Origin of the sequence: Mesorhizobium amorphae CCNWGS0123, assembly GCF_001686985.1 — a bacterium.
Taxonomy (GTDB): Bacteria; Pseudomonadota; Alphaproteobacteria; order Rhizobiales; family Rhizobiaceae; genus Mesorhizobium; species Mesorhizobium amorphae.
In genome coordinates this window covers 4,140,104-4,156,858 of sequence record NZ_CP015318.1, presented here as the reverse complement: position 1 = coordinate 4,156,858, position 16,755 = coordinate 4,140,104, and the positions used below count along the sequence as shown (strand labels likewise).

Annotated in this window: 15 protein-coding genes; 13 read left to right on the top strand and 2 right to left on the bottom strand. The window is 63.9% G+C overall.

Features of this window, described 5'->3' with window-relative positions:
• The first annotated feature begins 1 nt into the window (after position 1).
• The 8 genes from A6B35_RS19530 (at position 2) to A6B35_RS19495 (ending at position 7,246) form a co-directional block, all read left to right on the top strand.
• Positions 2–1,387, top strand: coding sequence for a pyruvate dehydrogenase complex E1 component subunit beta (locus A6B35_RS19530; protein ID WP_006205396.1), 1,386 nt, complete (start codon positions 2–4; stop codon positions 1,385–1,387).
• Positions 1,388–1,405: 18 nt separating this feature from the next.
• Entirely contained in the window at positions 1,406–2,770 is a 1,365-nt protein-coding gene (locus A6B35_RS19525; protein WP_065518237.1) for a pyruvate dehydrogenase complex dihydrolipoamide acetyltransferase, read from the top strand.
• A 14-nt stretch (positions 2,771–2,784) separates the two neighbouring features.
• Positions 2,785–3,210 (top strand): hypothetical protein, encoded by a 426-nt coding sequence (locus A6B35_RS19520; RefSeq protein ID WP_040582757.1) that lies wholly within the window; start codon positions 2,785–2,787, stop codon positions 3,208–3,210.
• Entirely contained in the window at positions 3,207–3,845 is a 639-nt protein-coding gene (locus tag A6B35_RS19515) for an SGNH/GDSL hydrolase family protein (protein WP_006202186.1), read from the top strand. The genes A6B35_RS19520 and A6B35_RS19515 overlap by 4 nt, the downstream gene beginning before the upstream one ends.
• Positions 3,846–3,864: 19 nt before the next feature.
• On the top strand, positions 3,865–5,313 hold the full coding sequence (lpdA, locus tag A6B35_RS19510; RefSeq protein WP_006202185.1) for a dihydrolipoyl dehydrogenase: 1,449 nt from the start codon (positions 3,865–3,867) through the stop codon (positions 5,311–5,313).
• A gap of 102 nt (positions 5,314–5,415) precedes the next feature.
• Positions 5,416–5,673, top strand: a complete 258-nt coding sequence (locus A6B35_RS19505) for a GlsB/YeaQ/YmgE family stress response membrane protein (RefSeq protein ID WP_006202183.1) — start codon at positions 5,416–5,418, stop codon at positions 5,671–5,673.
• A 136-nt stretch (positions 5,674–5,809) separates the two neighbouring features.
• Complete coding sequence (lipA, locus tag A6B35_RS19500; RefSeq protein ID WP_006202182.1) at positions 5,810–6,775, top strand: lipoyl synthase; 966 nt, start codon at positions 5,810–5,812, stop codon at positions 6,773–6,775.
• A gap of 12 nt (positions 6,776–6,787) precedes the next feature.
• The gene (locus A6B35_RS19495; protein WP_006202181.1) at positions 6,788–7,246 is read left to right on the top strand and encodes a type II toxin-antitoxin system RatA family toxin; all 459 of its coding nucleotides are present in this window, start codon (positions 6,788–6,790) and stop codon (positions 7,244–7,246) included.
• Positions 7,247–7,248: 2 nt separating this feature from the next.
• Here the strand turns inward: A6B35_RS19495 and A6B35_RS19490 are convergent, their stop codons facing one another.
• Together A6B35_RS19490 and A6B35_RS19485 are read right to left on the bottom strand one after the other, a co-directional pair.
• Positions 7,249–7,731 carry a CinA family protein gene (locus A6B35_RS19490; protein ID WP_006202180.1) on the bottom strand — a complete coding sequence of 161 codons (483 nt, stop codon included), beginning with the start codon at positions 7,729–7,731 and terminating at the stop codon, positions 7,249–7,251.
• The gene (locus A6B35_RS19485) at positions 7,728–8,957 is read right to left on the bottom strand and encodes a bifunctional 2-C-methyl-D-erythritol 4-phosphate cytidylyltransferase/2-C-methyl-D-erythritol 2,4-cyclodiphosphate synthase (RefSeq protein WP_006202179.1); all 1,230 of its coding nucleotides are present in this window, start codon (positions 8,955–8,957) and stop codon (positions 7,728–7,730) included. Before A6B35_RS19485 ends, A6B35_RS19490 begins: the two co-directional genes overlap by 4 nt.
• Before the next feature lie 244 nt (positions 8,958–9,201).
• Between A6B35_RS19485 and dusB the strand changes: the two genes are divergently transcribed.
• The 5 genes from dusB to ntrX all read left to right on the top strand — a co-directional run bounded on the left by dusB (position 9,202) and on the right by ntrX (position 16,699).
• On the top strand, positions 9,202–10,224 hold the full coding sequence (gene dusB / locus A6B35_RS19480; RefSeq protein WP_006202178.1) for a tRNA dihydrouridine synthase DusB: 1,023 nt from the start codon (positions 9,202–9,204) through the stop codon (positions 10,222–10,224).
• Complete coding sequence (locus A6B35_RS19475) at positions 10,221–11,363, top strand: two-component system sensor histidine kinase NtrB (protein ID WP_006202177.1); 1,143 nt, start codon at positions 10,221–10,223, stop codon at positions 11,361–11,363. Before dusB ends, A6B35_RS19475 begins: the two co-directional genes overlap by 4 nt.
• On the top strand, positions 11,360–12,820 hold the full coding sequence (gene ntrC, locus A6B35_RS19470) for a nitrogen regulation protein NR(I) (RefSeq protein WP_006202176.1): 1,461 nt from the start codon (positions 11,360–11,362) through the stop codon (positions 12,818–12,820). The genes A6B35_RS19475 and ntrC overlap by 4 nt, the downstream gene beginning before the upstream one ends.
• Before the next feature lie 194 nt (positions 12,821–13,014).
• The gene (locus A6B35_RS19465; protein WP_425277657.1) at positions 13,015–15,348 is read left to right on the top strand and encodes a sensor histidine kinase NtrY-like; all 2,334 of its coding nucleotides are present in this window, start codon (positions 13,015–13,017) and stop codon (positions 15,346–15,348) included.
• Positions 15,338–16,699 carry a nitrogen assimilation response regulator NtrX gene (gene ntrX / locus A6B35_RS19460; protein ID WP_006202174.1) on the top strand — a complete coding sequence of 454 codons (1,362 nt, stop codon included), beginning with the start codon at positions 15,338–15,340 and terminating at the stop codon, positions 16,697–16,699. Before A6B35_RS19465 ends, ntrX begins: the two co-directional genes overlap by 11 nt.
• Positions 16,700–16,755: the final 56 nt, after the last annotated feature.

The window sequence follows — 16,755 nt, the reverse complement described above, 5'->3', positions numbered from 1 at the left end:
CATGCCGATCGAAATTCTCATGCCCGCTCTCTCGCCGACCATGGAAGAGGGCAATCTTTCCAAGTGGTTGAAGAACGAAGGCGACAAGGTGGTCGCCGGCGACGTCATCGCCGAGATCGAGACCGACAAGGCGACGATGGAAGTCGAGGCCGTCGATGAAGGCACGATTGCCAAGATCGTGGTTCCTGCCGGCACCGAAGGCGTCAAGGTCAACGCGGTGATCGCCGTGCTTGCGGTCGACGGCGAAGATGTCGACAAGGCCGGCGAAGGCATCGGCGAAGAGCCTGCCAAGGCTGAAACAGCGGCACCAGCGCCGGCGGCGGCCAAGAGCGAGGCCGCGGCACCCGTCGCTGCAGCGCCGAAGACCGAAATCGCCGCCGATCCCGACATTCCGGCCGGCACCGAGATGGTGTCGACCACGGTGCGCGAGGCGTTGCGTGACGCCATGGCCGAGGAAATGCGCCGCGACGGCGACGTCTTCGTCATGGGCGAAGAGGTTGCCGAATACCAGGGCGCCTACAAGATCACGCAAGGGCTCCTGCAGGAATTCGGACCTCGGCGCGTCGTCGACACGCCGATCACCGAGCACGGTTTTGCCGGCGTCGGCGTCGGTGCGGCGATGGCCGGGCTGAAGCCGATCGTCGAGTTCATGACCTTCAACTTCGCCATGCAGGCGATCGACCAGATCATCAACTCCGCCGCCAAGACGCTTTATATGTCCGGCGGCCAGATGGGCGCGCCGATCGTCTTCCGCGGACCGAACGGTGCGGCTGCCCGCGTCGCCGCCCAGCACTCGCAGTGCTATGCTGCCTGGTACAGCCACATTCCGGGCCTCAAGGTGGTGATGCCGTACACGGCCGCCGATGCCAAGGGCCTGCTCAAGGCGGCGATCCGCGATCCGAACCCGGTCATCTTCCTCGAGAACGAAATCCTCTACGGCCAGTCCTTCGACGTGCCGAAGCTTGACGATTTCGTGCTGCCGATCGGCAAGGCTCGTGTCCACAAGCAAGGCAAAGACGTCACCATCGTCTCGTTCGGCATCGGCATGACCTATGCAATCAAGGCGGAGGCCGAGTTGCGCGGCATGGGCATCGATGCCGAGATCATCGATCTGAGGTCGATCCGGCCGCTCGATTTCGACACCATCATCGCTTCGGTGAAGAAGACCAACCGCCTGATCGTGGTCGAGGAAGGTTTCCCGCAGAGCTCGGTCGGCGACCACATCGCCAACCAGGTGTCGCAGCGCGCCTTCGACTTCCTAGATGCGCCGGTCATCACCGTCGCCGGCAAGGATGTGCCGATGCCCTATGCGGCGAACCTCGAAAAGCTGGCATTGCCGAATATCGGCGAGGTCGTCGAGGCGGTCAAAGCCGTCACGTATCGCTGAGCCGGGCGGGAGGAAAAAATGCCAATCAACATCACCATGCCGGCGCTCTCGCCCACGATGGAAGAGGGCAATCTTTCCAAGTGGCTCGTGAAAGAAGGCGACAAGGTTTCGCCGGGCGACGTGATCGCCGAGATCGAGACCGACAAGGCGACCATGGAGGTCGAGGCCGTCGATGAGGGCACGGTCGCCAAGCTGGTGGTTCCGGCCGGCACCGAAGGCGTCAAGGTCAATGCGCTGATCGCGGTGCTCGCGGCTGAAGGCGAGGACACAGGAGCCGCTGCCAAGAGCGGTGGTGCAGCCGCGCCAGCCAAGGCCGAGGCACCCAAGGCTGAATCTACCAAGGCCGAGGCGCCGAAGCCGGAACCGGCTGCAGCGCCGGCACCCAAAGCAGAAGCGGCGCCGGTTGCCAATGGCCACGCGGCTGGCGAGCGTACCTTCGCTTCGCCGCTTGCCCGGCGCATCGCCAAGGATGCCGGCGTCGATGTCTCGGCGGTGACAGGCACCGGCCCGCATGGTCGCGTGGTCAAGGCCGATGTCGAGGCGGCGATTGCCGGTGGCGGCGCCAAGGCCGCCCCGGCCGCAAAAGCAGCGCCTGCCGGCGCCCCGGCACCGGCGGCTGCGGCGCCCAAGGCGATGTCGGACGATCAGGTGCTTCGCCTTTTCGAAGCCGGCTCCTACGAACTCGTCCCGCACGACAATATGCGCAAGACCATTGCGCGCCGGCTGGTCGAGGCCAAGAGCACGATCCCGCATTTCTACCTGACGCTCGACTGCGAACTCGATGCGCTCTTGGCGCTGCGCACGCAGCTCAATGCTGCGGCTCCCGTGAAGAAGACCGAGAAGGGCGAGGCGCCTGCCTACAAGCTCTCGGTCAACGACATGGTGATCAAGGCGATGGCCATGGCGCTGAAGGCGGTGCCGGATGCCAACGCGTCATGGACCGACAGCGCCATGGTCAAGCACAAGCACGCCGATGTGGGCGTTGCGGTGTCGATCCCCGGCGGCCTAATCACGCCGATCATCCGCCGCGCCGAGGAAAAGACGCTGTCCACCATCTCCAACGAGATGAAGGACCTGGCGAGCCGGGCGCGCAGCCGCAAGCTGAAGCCGGAGGAGTATCAGGGCGGCACGACGGCGGTGTCCAATCTCGGCATGTTCGGCGTCAAGGACTTTGCCGCCGTCATCAACCCGCCGCATGCGACGATCCTGGCGGTGGGTGCGGGCGAGGAGCGGGCGGTGGTCAAGAACGGCGAGATCAGGATCGCTACAGTCATGTCGGTGACGCTGTCGACCGATCACCGGGCCGTCGACGGCGCGCTGGGTGCGGAACTCCTCGGCGCCTTCAAGCGCATGATCGAAAATCCGATGGGCATGCTGGTCTAGGAAAGGAAAAGGCGGTGCGGAAATTCTTCACCAGCCTTTTCGCCTTCATCCTTTCCGGTCTGGCTGGCGGGTTGGTGGTGCAGGAACTGGCCGTCCTCACCGGCGCGACGGAAGAGTACATACTGGTCTTCGCGGCGACGGCCCTGATCGTCATCGTCGTGACCGTCATCTTCTTTCTGGTCCAGTTCCGCGCCGAGCCGGTTCGAGCGGTCGACCGGATGTTGTGGTGGCTGCTGGCGGTTTTCGCACTGACGCTGCTGGCGCTCGCCGGCTGGACGTTTTCCGTGCCGGCCGAGAACCGTGCGACCGCAAGCGATCTTTCAATCGTTGCCGGGCTGATCCTGCCCGGCGTCGTGGCGATCATCGTGCAATGGCTGTTCGTGCGCTGGCGCCTCAAAGGCACGGCGGCGGGGTTCGGCAGGGGTGGGACAAACGCATGAAGACAATTCTCTGCTTTGGCGATTCGCTGACCTGGGGCTATGACGCCGCCAGCCTCGGACGCCATGCGCTGGAAGACCGCTGGCCGAGCGTGCTGCGCGCGACTTTGGGCGGCAACATCGAGGTCATCGCCGACGGCCTGAACGGCCGCACCACGGCCTTCGACGACCACCTGGCCGGCGCCGACCGCAACGGTGCCAGGCTGTTGCCGACGGTGCTGATGACGCATGCGCCGCTCGACCTGATCATCATCATGCTCGGCGCCAACGACATGAAGCCGTGGATCCACGGCAATCCGGTCGCCGCCAAGCAAGGCATGCAGCGGCTGATCGATATCGTGCGCGGCCACGACTACCCGTTCGATTGGCCGGCGCCGCAGATTCTGCTCGTCGCGCCGCCCGCGGTCAGCCGCACCGACAATGCCGAATTCAAGGAAATGTTCGCCGGCGGCGATGAAGCCTCGAAGCGGCTGGCGCCGCAATATTCCGCACTTGCCGACGAGGCAGGCTGCGGCTTTTTCGATGCCGGAACGGTGGCGACGACCACACCGCTGGACGGCGTCCACCTCGATGCCCAAAACACGCGAAACATCGGCAGTGCGCTGGCACCGTTGGTGCGCGTGATGCTGGAACTCTAGAAAATCAGGGAGAAAACCCGTGGCTGAATCCTACGACGTCATCATCATCGGCTCCGGCCCCGGCGGCTATGTCACGGCGGTGCGCTCCGCCCAGCTCGGCTTCAAGACGGCGATCGTCGAGCGCGAGCATCTCGGCGGCATTTGCCTCAACTGGGGCTGCATCCCGACCAAGGCGCTGCTGCGCTCGGCCGAGATCATGCATTATTCGGATCATCTCAAGGACTATGGGCTGAAGCTCGATGGCGGCAAGGTCAGCGCCGATACGGCCGCCGTCGTCGACCGTTCGCGCAAGGTCTCGCTGCGCCTCAACGGCGGCGTCGCCTTCCTGATGAAGAAGAACAAGGTCGACGTCATCTGGGGCGAGGCGAAGCTGTCGAAGCCCGGCGAGATTGTGGTCTCGAAGACAGCCAAGAAGCCGATGGAGCCGCAGCCGCCGGCGCCGAAGGGCGTCAAGGGCGAAGGCACCTACACCGCTAAGCACATCATCCTGGCGACCGGCGCCAGGCCGCGCGCGCTGCCCGGCATCGAGCCGGACGGCAAGCTGATCTGGACCTATTTCGAGGCGATGGTGCCGAAGGAGATGCCGAAGTCGCTGCTGGTGATGGGCTCCGGCGCCATCGGCATCGAGTTCGCTTCCTTCTACCGCACCATGGGCGCCGAGGTGACGGTGGTCGAGCTGTTGCCGGCGGTGATGCCGGTCGAGGATGCCGAGGTTTCCAAGTTTGCGCAGAAGCAGTTCGAGAAGCAGGGGATGAAGATCATCCTCGAGGCCAAGGTGACCAAGGTCGAGAAGTCAGCCAATTCGGTCACCGCGCATGTCGAGATGAAGGACGGCAAGGTCGAGAAGATCACCGCCGACCGGATGATCTCGGCCGTCGGCGTACAAGGCAATATCGAGAATCTCGGCCTCGAGACGCTCGGCGTGAAGACGGACCGCGGCTGCGTCGTCGTCGACGGTTACGGCAAGACCAACGTGCCTGGTATCTACGCCATCGGCGATGTCGCCGGACCGCCGATGCTTGCCCACAAGGCGGAGCACGAAGGCGTGGTGTGCATCGAGAAGATCGCCAATTTCCCCGGCGTGCATGCCACCGACAAGCTGAAGATCCCGGGCTGTACCTATTGCAACCCGCAGGTCGCCTCCGTCGGCCTGACCGAAGCCAAGGCGAAGGCCGAAGGCAAGGACATCCGCGTCGGCCGCTTCCAGTTCGGCGCCAACGGCAAGGCGATCGCGCTCGGCGAGGACCAGGGTTTCATCAAGACCATCTTCGACAAGAAGACCGGTCAGTTGCTCGGCGCGCATATGGTCGGCGCCGAAGTCACCGAACTGATCCAGGGTTTTGTCGTGGCGATGAACCTCGAGACCACTGAGGAAGAGCTGATGCACACCATCTTCCCGCATCCGACCCTGTCGGAGATGATGAAGGAGAGCGTGCTCGACGCCTATGGCCGGGCGCTCAACGCATGATAAATTGGCCGGGCGGGACTCACGCGCAATGCTCGGAGGAACGCGACGGCAAGGCAGTTCGTTTGCGGATGCATTTTTCTCCATCATACGAGGAGTGGGCATATGGACGTGAATGGCGTGGGCTGGATTACAGCCATCATCATCGGAGGTCTGGCCGGCTGGCTGGCCGAGATGGTGATGAAGAGCAACACCGGCATCTTCATGAATATCATCATGGGCATCGTCGGCGCGGTGGTGCTGAACGCGATCCTCAGAGCCCTCAGCATCGAGCCCTTCGGCGTCGGCTGGTTCGCCTATCTGATCACCGGCTTCGTCGGTGCCTGCCTGCTGATCTTTGTAGGACGGCTGGTGCGCCGTTAGCCGGCATCGATATCTGCTATGCGAAAAAGGCCCTGCCGTCATGCGCCGGCATGACCTTTTTCTTTGCGCCGAAAAGCCTTAGATGACGTTGGAACGCGAGCTCCGGACAGCGGCTCGCCAATGAACCGGGTTTGAGATGGTCACTGTTCTCGACACGATCGCCAATGCGCCGCGCCTGCGGCACCCTGAAAAGGCGCACAAGCCGGACCAGGAAGTGCTGCGTAAGCCCGACTGGATCCGCGTCAAGGCGCCGGTCTCGAAAGGCTATGCCGAGACGCGCGAGATCGTGAAGTCGCACAAGCTGGTCACGGTGTGCGAGGAGGCCGGCTGCCCGAATATCGGCGAGTGCTGGGAGAAGAAGCACGCCACCTTCATGATCATGGGCGAGATCTGCACGCGCGCCTGCGCCTTCTGCAATGTCGCCACCGGCATTCCGACAGCGCTCGATCCCGATGAGCCGGCGCGCGTCGCGCACGCCGTCAAGCAGATGGGGCTCAGCCACGTCGTCATCACCTCGGTCGACCGCGACGATCTTGCCGATGGCGGTGCACAGCATTTCGCCGAGGTTATCCGTGCGATCCGGGCGGCGACGCCATCGACGACGATCGAAATCCTGACGCCGGACTTCCTGCGCAAGGACGGCGCGCTGGAGATCGTGGTGGCGGCCAAGCCCGATGTGTTCAACCACAACCTCGAGACCGTGCCGTCGAATTACCTGACGGTGCGTCCGGGTGCGCGCTATTTCCATTCGATCCGGCTTTTGCAGCGGGTGAAGGAGCTCGATCCGTCGATCTTCACCAAGTCCGGCATCATGGTGGGCCTGGGCGAGGAGCGGAACGAAATCCTGCAGCTGATGGACGATCTGCGTTCTGCCAATGTCGACTTCATGACCATCGGCCAGTATCTGCAGCCGTCGAAGAAGCACCATCCGGTGATCCGCTTCGTCACGCCGGAGGAGTTCAAATCCTTCGAGACGATCGGCCGGACCAAGGGTTTCCTGCTGATGGCGTCGAGCCCGCTGACGCGCTCCTCGCACCATGCCGGCGACGATTTCGCCAGGCTGCGCGCGGCGCGCGAAGCGCAGCTCAGAAAAACCGCCTGATATCCGGTCTTCATGCCGAAATTCGAAGCCACCCGCCGCGTCGCCCATACGCCGGAAGAGATGTTCAGGCTGGTCGCCGATGTCGAGGCCTATCCGCAGTTCCTGCCGCTCTGCGAGGCGCTGACCGTGCGCTCGCGCAAGGAGCGCGATGGCCGCACCATTCTCCTCGCCGATATGAGCATCGGCTACAAGGCGATCCGTGAGACCTTCACCACGCAGGTGCTGCTGAAGCCGGACGATAACACCATCGACGTCAAATACATCGACGGCCCGTTCAAATACCTAAGCAATATCTGGCGCTTCGACCCGGCCGATGGCGGCGGCTGCGAGGTCCACTTCTTCATCGACTACGAGTTCAAGAGCCGCATTCTCGGCGCGCTGATGGGCACGATGTTCGACCGCGGCTTCCGCATGTTTTCCGAGGCGTTCGAGAAGCGTGCCAACGTCATCTACGGCGCCAGACCCGCCTAATCTCAGCCCAGCGCGCGCAGGCCGAGCTGCAGCGCGTGCCTCACCGTCTCGTGGCGGATGAATTCGCGGCCCTTGTGGCCAAACAGCTGGCGCTCGGCGACAACCGGCTGGCCGGCGAGCGCCAGGCCGAACCAGATGAGACCGACCGGCTTGTCAGCCGAACCGCCGCTTGGGCCGGCAATGCCGGTAACCGCAAGAGAAAGGCTTGCGCGCGAATGCGCCAGCGCGCCGGATGCCATCTCCAGCACCGTTTCGCGCGACACGGCACCATGCGCGTCGAGCGTGGCGGCGGAGACGCCGAGCATCTCCATCTTGGCTTCGTTGGAATAGGTGATGAAGCCGCGGTCGACCACGGCGGAGGAGCCGGCAATGTCGGTGAGCGCGGCGATGATCAGGCCGCCGGTGCAGCTTTCGGCTGTCGCCAGCATGATGCCGCGTTGCTGGCAGGCCAGGAGCAGGGCGTTTGCGAGCTCGGCGTTGCTCATGCGGGGACTTCTCCCGGAAACACGACGCTGGCGGTGGCGATCGCGGCTATGCCTTCCTCGCGGCCGACAAAGCCGAGCTTTTCGTTGGTCGTCGCCTTGATCGAGATGCGTTCCCACGCAATGCCCAGCATCGAAGCAAGGGCTGCCGTCATCGCCTCGCGGTGCGGGCCGACGCGCGGCGCCTCGCAGATCAGGGTGATGTCGGCATTGGCGATGCGTCCGCCGCGTTCGCGCACCAACTTGGCCGCATGCTCGACGAAGATACGCGAGGCGGCACCCTTCCATTGCGGATCGGAAGGCGGGAAATGCGTGCCGATGTCACCGGCGCCGCAGGTGGCGAGCAGCGCATCGGTCAGGGCATGAAGGCCGACATCGGCATCCGAATGGCCCGACAGCTTCTTGTCATGCGGAATAACGACACCGCAGAGCGTGACGTGGTCACCGGGCTCGAAGGCGTGGACGTCATAGCCATTGCCGGTGCGGATGTCCGGAAAGTGCTGACGTTCGCCGGATAGCCGCTGATCGGCCATCGCAATATCCCTTGCCCAGGTGAGCTTCACATTGTCCGGCGAGCCCGGGACGATCTTCACCGGAATATGCGCCCATTCGGCGATCGCGGCATCGTCGGTGAAATCCGTCTTGCCCAGCTGATGCGCCTTTTCATGCGCCGCCAGGATTGGCCAGAACGGAAACCCTTGCGGTGTCTGGGCGGCGTGAAGCCCGTTCCTCGACACGGTCTCTTCGATCATGCCGGCCGCAGATTGGCGTTTCAGTGTGTCGGCGACGGGGAGTGTTGGCAGCGCGCCCTGACGTTCGCCGATAGCCTCGATGGTGCGTTCGATCAAGCCACCGTCGACGAAGGGGCGCACCGCGTCATGGATGAGGACCCTGCCGGGCGCGTGGTCCCGCAAGGCGAGCAGACCAAGCCGTACCGAGGCCTGACGCGAATCGCCGCCGGTGATGGCGATGACCCGGTCGGCTTTGGCGCCGGCCGCCTTGCGGAAGAGGTCGCGGTCGTCGGCATGGATGGCGACGACGACCTGGCCAACTCTCGGATGCGCCAGGAACGTGTCCAGCGTGCGTGTTATGACCGCGCGGCCGCCAATGCTCTGATACTGCTTCGGACCGTGGACCTGTCCTGCACGCGCGCCGCGGCCGGCGGCGACGATCACCACGCCAACCTTGTCGTTCGCCGCGTCGGCTGGATTTTCACTTGCGTCAGTCATGCGGATTGGTCCTAGCGCACGATCCCGAAAAGTGTAATCGGTTTTTGCTGCGCTGACCTTCGGTTCGGAAAAGATCGTGCGCCAATTATGAAGTTCCAAGCGTCCTTTGCGCGTCCTTCAGGACGTGCGGCGCTTTGGCCAGAATTTTCCCAAATGCGCCTTAATGTGGCGTCATTCCGCGTTGCACATTGTCGCCGTTCTGGCTAGAGAATGTGCAGCAATCGAACATGCTTGGTTTTTGTGCATGCCTGAATTGACCAAATTGACTGTGCCGCTCGACGTTGGCGGCGTGACGATCCGCAATCGCGTCTTTCTCGCGCCGATGTCCGGGATAACGGACGAGCCGTTCCGGCAGCGCGCCCATGCGCATGGTGCCGGGCTGGTCGTTTCGGAAATGGTGGCGAGCGGTGAACTGGCCAAGGGCAGGGCCGGCTGCGATCTGCGCATCCGCCATTCAGGATTGCCGGTGCACATGGTGCAACTCGCGGGCCGCGAGGCCGTGCACATGGCCGAAGGCGCGCGCATAGCCGAGGGCGAGGGCGCCGACATCATCGACATCAACATGGGATGCCCGGCCAAGAAGGTGACCGGCGGCTATGCCGGTTCGGCGCTGATGCGCGATCTCGATCACGCGCTGACTCTGATCGAGGCGGTGGTCGGCGCCGTCGAGGTGCCGGTCACGGTCAAGATGCGGCTCGGCTGGGACGAAGGCGCGCTGAATGCGCCGATGCTGGCGCGCCGCGCCGAGCAGGCCGGCGTGCGCATGGTGACCGTACACGGCCGCACGCGCTGCCAGTTCTACCAGGGCAAGGCCGACTGGCGCGCCATCGCACGGGTCAAGGAAGCGGTGTCGATCCCGGTCGTTGCCAATGGCGATGTCGGTTCGGTCGCCGAGGCAGCAGACATTCTGGAGCAGTCCGGCGCCGACGCGGTGATGGTCGGCCGCGCGCATTACGGCGCGCCGTGGATTGCAGGCAGCATCGCGGTGGCCAGTGGAGAGGCAACAGGCATTCCGGAAAGCCCGCGGGCTCTCGCCGACTACATCATCGCCCATTATGAGGACATGCTGACGCTCTATGGCAGCGAAAGTGGGCTGCGCCAGGCGCGCAAGCACCTTGGCTGGTATCTCGACCGCCACGCCGCCGGCGTCGGTCCCGACCAGCGCAAGGCCATTTTGACGTCCTTCGAGCCAGCCAAGGTCATTGCCGAACTGCGCGACGCGTTCTCGACCGCCGCCGCGCCTGTGACCCTGCGGAGTGCTGCATGAAAGCCAGTGTTGCGCAGGGCACGGACATGGTGGATGCCGCCCAGATCGTGCTGAACACCATCCGCCGCCCGGTGATCATGGTCGATGGCGAAGGCTTCATCACCTACGCCAATGCCGATGCCGAGGATTTCTTTCGCTCCAGCGCCACCATGCTGGCCCGCAACACGCTGTCCAAGCTGGTGCCCTTCGGCAGTCCGCTGCTGACGCTTGTCGACCAGGTGCGCGAACGCCTGGCGCCGGTCAACGAATACCGTGTCGATGTCTCGTCGCCGCGCCTCGGCATCGAGAAGGTCGTCGACCTCTACGTCGCGCCGGTGCCGGAATTTCCGGGCTCGGTCGTGGTGATGTTCCAGGAACGCTCGATGGCCGACAAGATCGACCGGCAGATGACGCATCGCGGCGCGGCGCGCTCGGTCACGGGCCTAGCCGCCATGCTTGCCCATGAGATCAAGAACCCGCTGTCGGGTATTCGGGGCGCTGCCCAATTGCTCGAACTCTCCGCCTCCGACGAGGATCGGGCGCTGACCCGGCTGATCACCGACGAGACCGACCGCATCGTATCGCTCGTCGATCGCATGGAAGTGTTTTCCGACGAGCGGCCGATCGACCGCTACCCGGTCAACATCCATGTCGTGCTCGACCATGTGAAGGCGATTGCCAAGAATGGTTTTGCAAAGCGGATCAAGATCTTGGAGGAATACGATCCATCGTTGCCTCCGGTTTTCGCCAATCGCGACCAGCTGATCCAGATATTCCTCAACCTGGTCAAGAACGCCGCCGAGGCGATCGGTAGCGACCCGCAGGGCGAGATCGTGCTGTCGACCGCGTTCCGGCCGGGCATCCGCGTTTCTGTTCCGGGAACGCAGGACCGCGTCTCGCTGCCGCTGGAATTCTGCGTGCGCGACAATGGCCCCGGTGTCTCGGAAGATATCCTGCCGATCCTGTTCGATCCCTTCATCACCACCAAGCCGAACGGCTCAGGCCTCGGCCTGGCGCTGGTGGCGAAGCTGGTCGGCGAGCATGGCGGCATCATCGAATGCGATTCAACGCCGCGCGCAACCACATTCCGCATCCTGATGCCGGCCTGGAAGCAAACCTCGTTCGGCACGGACGATGACAATGAAGGAGACCGCAAATGACCGTTCGCGGCAATATTCTGGTCGCCGACGACGATGCGGCCATCCGTACGGTCCTCAACCAGGCGCTGTCGCGCGTCGGCCATGAGGTGCGCGTGACCTCCAATGCCTCGACACTGTGGCGTTGGGTGGCGGCAGGCGAGGGCGACCTGGTGATCACCGATGTGGTGATGCCCGACGAGAACGCCTTCGACATGCTGCCGCGCATCAAGAAAGCGCGGCCGGAACTGCCGGTCATCGTCATGAGCGCGCAAAACACCTTCATGACCGCGATCCGGGCCTCCGAAACCGGCGCCTATGAATATCTGCCGAAGCCGTTCGACCTGACGGAGCTGCTCAGCATCGTCAACCGGGCGCTGGCAGAGCCGAGACGGCCGAAAATCGACGCGCGCGCCGACGAGCAACCGGAGACGATGCCGCTGGTCGGCCGCTCGGCAGCCATGCAGGACATTTATCGCATGCTGGCGCGCATGATGCAGACCGACCTGACGGTGATGATTTCAGGCGAGTCGGGCACCGGCAAGGAATTGGTGGCGCGCGCGCTGCACGAGTATGGCCGTCGCCGCGGCGGGCCGTTCGTGGCCATCAACATGGCTGCCATCCCGCGCGACCTGATCGAATCGGAACTTTTCGGCCACGAGAAGGGCGCCTTCACCGGCGCGCAGAACCGCTCGACCGGCCGCTTCGAGCAGGCGGAAGGCGGCACGCTGTTCCTCGACGAGATCGGCGACATGCCAATGGAGGCGCAGACGCGCCTGCTGCGCGTGCTGCAACAGGGCGAATACACCACGGTCGGCGGGCGCACGCCGATCAAGACCGACGTGCGCATCGTCGCGGCCACCAACAAGGATCTGCGCACGCTGATCAACCAGGGGCTGTTCCGCGAGGATCTGTTCTATCGCCTGAATGTCGTGCCGCTGAGGCTGCCGGCGCTGCGCGAGCGCTCCGAGGACGTTCCGGACCTGGTGCGGCATTTCTTCAAGCTCGGCGCCAGCGAAGGCCTGCAGACCAAGCGTATCTCGACCGGCGGCATCGAACTGATGAAGCGCTATCCGTGGCCGGGCAACGTGCGCGAGCTGGAAAACCTGGTGCGCAGGCTGGCCGCGCTCTATTCGCAGGACGAGATATCCGCCGAGATCATCGAGGCCGAGCTGAAGACCGGCGAGAGGCCGGTTGTCCCGGGCGCCGGCAATCTCATTCCGGACGACCTCTCGATCGGCCAGGCGGTGGAGCATTTCCTGCAGCGCTACTTCGCATCCTTTGCCGGCGACCTGCCGCCGGCCGGTCTTTACCAGCGCATTCTGTCCGAAGTCGAGTATCCGCTGGTTCTGGCCTCGATGACGGCGACGCGCGGCAACCAGATCAAGGCCGCCGAACTCTTGGGGCTCAACCGCAACACGCTGCGCAAGAAGATCCGCGAGCTCGGCGTCAACGTCTACAAGTCGTCGCGGCCGGCTTAGTGCCTGTTTGATCCCATAGAGTCGGGATTGGTTCTATCTACTTGTTTTAGCGTGATTTTGCCGAATCCCGGGGACCCACTTTTCGAGAATGCGCTGTAGCGCCTGTGGACAAAAAGGTCCTGGAGCCGGCGTTTTAGGCGAATGAGCCGGGGAAAGATTTCCGTCCCGGCCACACTTGTTGCATAATCGCCACAATGCGTTGCATAGATCCGACGCAATCACTGGCTCTAGACGGCGACATGGCGACTCAGGCCCCTACACTGAACGAACCGATTTTCAGCAGGCACGGCGTCGAAGACAGGCGCCGGCTGCTGGCGCTGCCTGGCGTGGTGGCGATTGCCGGTGCGCTGGTCACGGCGGCGATCTCCTTTGCCATCCTCGTCGGCGCCACGCCGATCGTGCCGAACGAGAGGACGACGCTGGCGCTGATCGCGCTCAACGCCGTCTTCGTCCTGTTCCTGATCGCGCTGGTCAGCCGCGAGGTTCACCGCATCGTGATGGCGCGCCGGCACGGCAAGGCGGCGTCGCGGCTGCATGTGCGCATCGTGGCGATGTTTGCGCTGGTCGCCGCCATCCCGGCCATCATGGTGGCGATCATCGCCTCGATCACGCTCGATATCGGCCTCGACCGCTGGTTCGAGATCCGCACCAAGACGATCGTCAATTCGTCGCTCTCGATTGCAGACGCCTATGTCCAGGAGAACGCCCGCAATCTTCAGGGCACGACGCTGTCGATGGCCTACGATCTCGATGCGTCGCGTACGCTCTACGGCCTCGACCGGACCGGGTTCCTCGACCTGATGAACAAGGAAGCGGTGGGCCGGTCGCTGGCGCATGCGGCGCTGATCAAGCCAGACGGCTCCTTCGTCATGAGCGCCAAGACCGATGCGGATTTCGCCATGCCGGAGCCGCCGGAAGGTGCCGTGACCAGCGCCGCCGACGGCAAGCCGGTGCTGATCGAGCCGAAGACGCGCAACATCATGGGCGCCATCGTCAAGCTGCGCCAAATCGAAGGGCTCTACCTCTACACGATCCGCCTGGTCGATCCCGAAGTGATCAAGGCACGTCAGATTGTCCGATCCAACACCGACGAGTATCGCGGGCTGGAAGACAACCGCCGCACCTCGCAGGTGGCCTTCGCGCTGCCCTATCTGTCGCTGACGCTGATCATCATCCTGTCGGCGATCTGGACCGGCATCGCCGTCGCCGACCGGCTGGTGCGGCCGATCCGCCAGCTTATCGGTGCTGCCGACGAGGTCGCCACCGGCAATCTCGACGTTGCGGTGCCAGTCAGGCCTTCCGACGGCGACGTCGCCTCGCTGGGCGACACCTTCAACAAGATGCTGCTGGAGCTGAAATCGCAGCGCAACGAGATCCTGTCCGCCAAGGACTTGATCGACGAGCGGCGGCGCTTTTCGGAAGCGGTCCTGGCGGGCGTCACCGCCGGCGTCATCGGCGTCGACCCCTATGGCATCGTCACCATCGTCAACCGCTCGGCCGAGACGATGTTGGCCATTTCGGCCTCCGCGGCACTCGGGCAGAACCTTTCGGCGGTGTTGCCTCATGTCGGCCGTGTCTTCGAGATCGGCCGCAAGTCGGGCAAACCGGTCTATCGCGAGCAGGTGACCTTCTACCGCGCCGGCACGGAGCGGACCTTCAACGTGCAGATCACCATCGAGGCGGGCGACGACGGGGCGGAGGAGAAATCCTATGTCGTGACCGTCGACGACATCACCGACCTCGTCCAGGCGCAGCGTTCGTCGGCTTGGGCCGACGTGGCGCGGCGCATCGCGCACGAGATCAAGAACCCGCTGACGCCGATCCAGCTGTCGGCCGAGCGCATCAAGCGCCGCTACGGCAAGGTCATTACCGAAGATCGCGAGGTCTTCGATCAATGCACCGACACCATCATCCGCCAGGTCGAGGATATCGGCCGCATGGTCGACGAGTTCTCGGCCTTCGCGCGCATGCCGAAACCCGAGATGAAGGCCATCGATCTGCGCGAATCGCTGCGCGAGGCCTCGTTCCTGGTCGAGGTCAGCCGTTCAGACATCGCCTTCGAGCGGATTTTCGGCAATGAGGCGCTTAAGGGTACCTTCGACAGCCGGCTGATGGCGCAGGCGTTCGGGAACGTCATCAAGAACGCTGCAGAGGCCATTGACGGACTTGATGCAAAAGATCGTTCGGACGGCACAATCCGGATTCAAGCCGGACGGCAGAATGGCGCCATCAGAATCGACGTCATCGACAATGGCAAAGGTTTGCCGCGCGAGAATCGCCAAAGGCTGCTCGAGCCCTATATGACGACACGCGAGAAGGGGACCGGGCTCGGCCTCGCTATCGTCAAGAAGATCGTGGAGGACCATGGCGGCCGGCTTGAATTGCACGATGCGCCGGCGGACTTCCACGGCGGGCGGGGTGCGATGATCAGCATCATCCTGCCGCCTTCTGCTGCCGCCGCGCCGTCGCGCGGCGAGAGCAAGGCGGAAAACGAAAGAGAAACTGAAAAGGTCGGTAATGGCGTCTGACATTCTCATCGTCGATGACGAGGAAGATATCCGCGAACTCGTCGCCGGTATCCTGAGCGACGAAGGTCACGAAACCCGCACGGCATTCGATGCCGACAGTGCGCTGGCGGCGATCGCCGACCGTGCGCCGCGGCTGATTTTCCTCGACATTTGGCTGCAGGGCTCGCGTCTGGACGGTCTCGCATTGCTGGACGAGATCAAGACGATGCACCCAACGCTCCCGGTGGTGATGATCTCCGGCCATGGCAACATCGAAACGGCGGTGTCGGCCATCCGTCGCGGCGCCTATGATTTCATCGAGAAGCCGTTCAAGGCGGACCGGCTCATTCTCATCGCCGAACGGGCACTGGAAACCTCGAAGCTGCGGCGCGAAGTCTCGGACCTCAAGCAGCGCAGCGGCGAGACCTTCGACCTGATCGGCATGTCGTCGGCGATGAGCCAGTTGCGCCAGACGATCGAGCGGGTCGCGCCGACCAACAGCCGTGTCATGATCATCGGCCCTTCGGGTTCGGGCAAGGAACTGGCGGCGCGTGCCATTCATGCGTTGTCGACGCGCAAGGGTGCGCCGTTCGTGACGCTGAGCGCCGCCAACATCACGCCCGAGCGCATGGAGATCGAGCTGTTCGGCACCGAATCGAACGGCACTGAGCGCAAGGTCGGTGCGCTGGAGGAAGCGCATCGCGGCATCCTCTATATCGACGAAGTGGCCGACATGCCGCGCGAGACGCAAAACAAGATCCTGCGTGTGCTGGTCGAGCAGCAGTTCGAACGGGTAGGGGGCACCAAACGGGTCAAGGTCGACGTCCGCATCATCTCGTCGACCTCGCAGAACCTGGAAGCGATGATTGCCGACGGCCGCTTCCGCGAGGATCTTTACCATCGCCTGGCGGTGGTTCCGGTCATGGTTCCGGGGCTGGCCGAGCGGCGCGAGGACATTCCCTATCTGGTCGACAATTTCATGAAGCAGATCGCGCGCCAGGCCGGCATCAAGCCGCGCCGCATCGGCGACGACGCGCTGGCGGTGCTGCAGGCGCACAACTGGCCGGGGAACGTGCGCCAGCTGCGCAACAATGTCGAGCGGCTGATGATCCTGGCGCGCGGCGACAATGTCGATGCGCCGATTACCGCCGATCTGTTGCCGTCCGAGATCGGCGATGTCATGCCGCGCACGCCGAACCAGTCCGACCAGCACATCATGGCGCTGCCGCTGCGAGAGGCGCGCGAACAGTTCGAGAAGGACTATCTGATCGCCCAGATCAACCGCTTCGGCGGCAACATCTCGAAGACGGCCGAATTCATCGGCATGGAGCGCTCGGCACTTCACCGCAAGTTGAAGTCGCTCGGCGTCTGACCGCGGGGCACGCGTGAGGCCGGCCGGTCTGGCCCACGCAATTGCCAGTTACGACC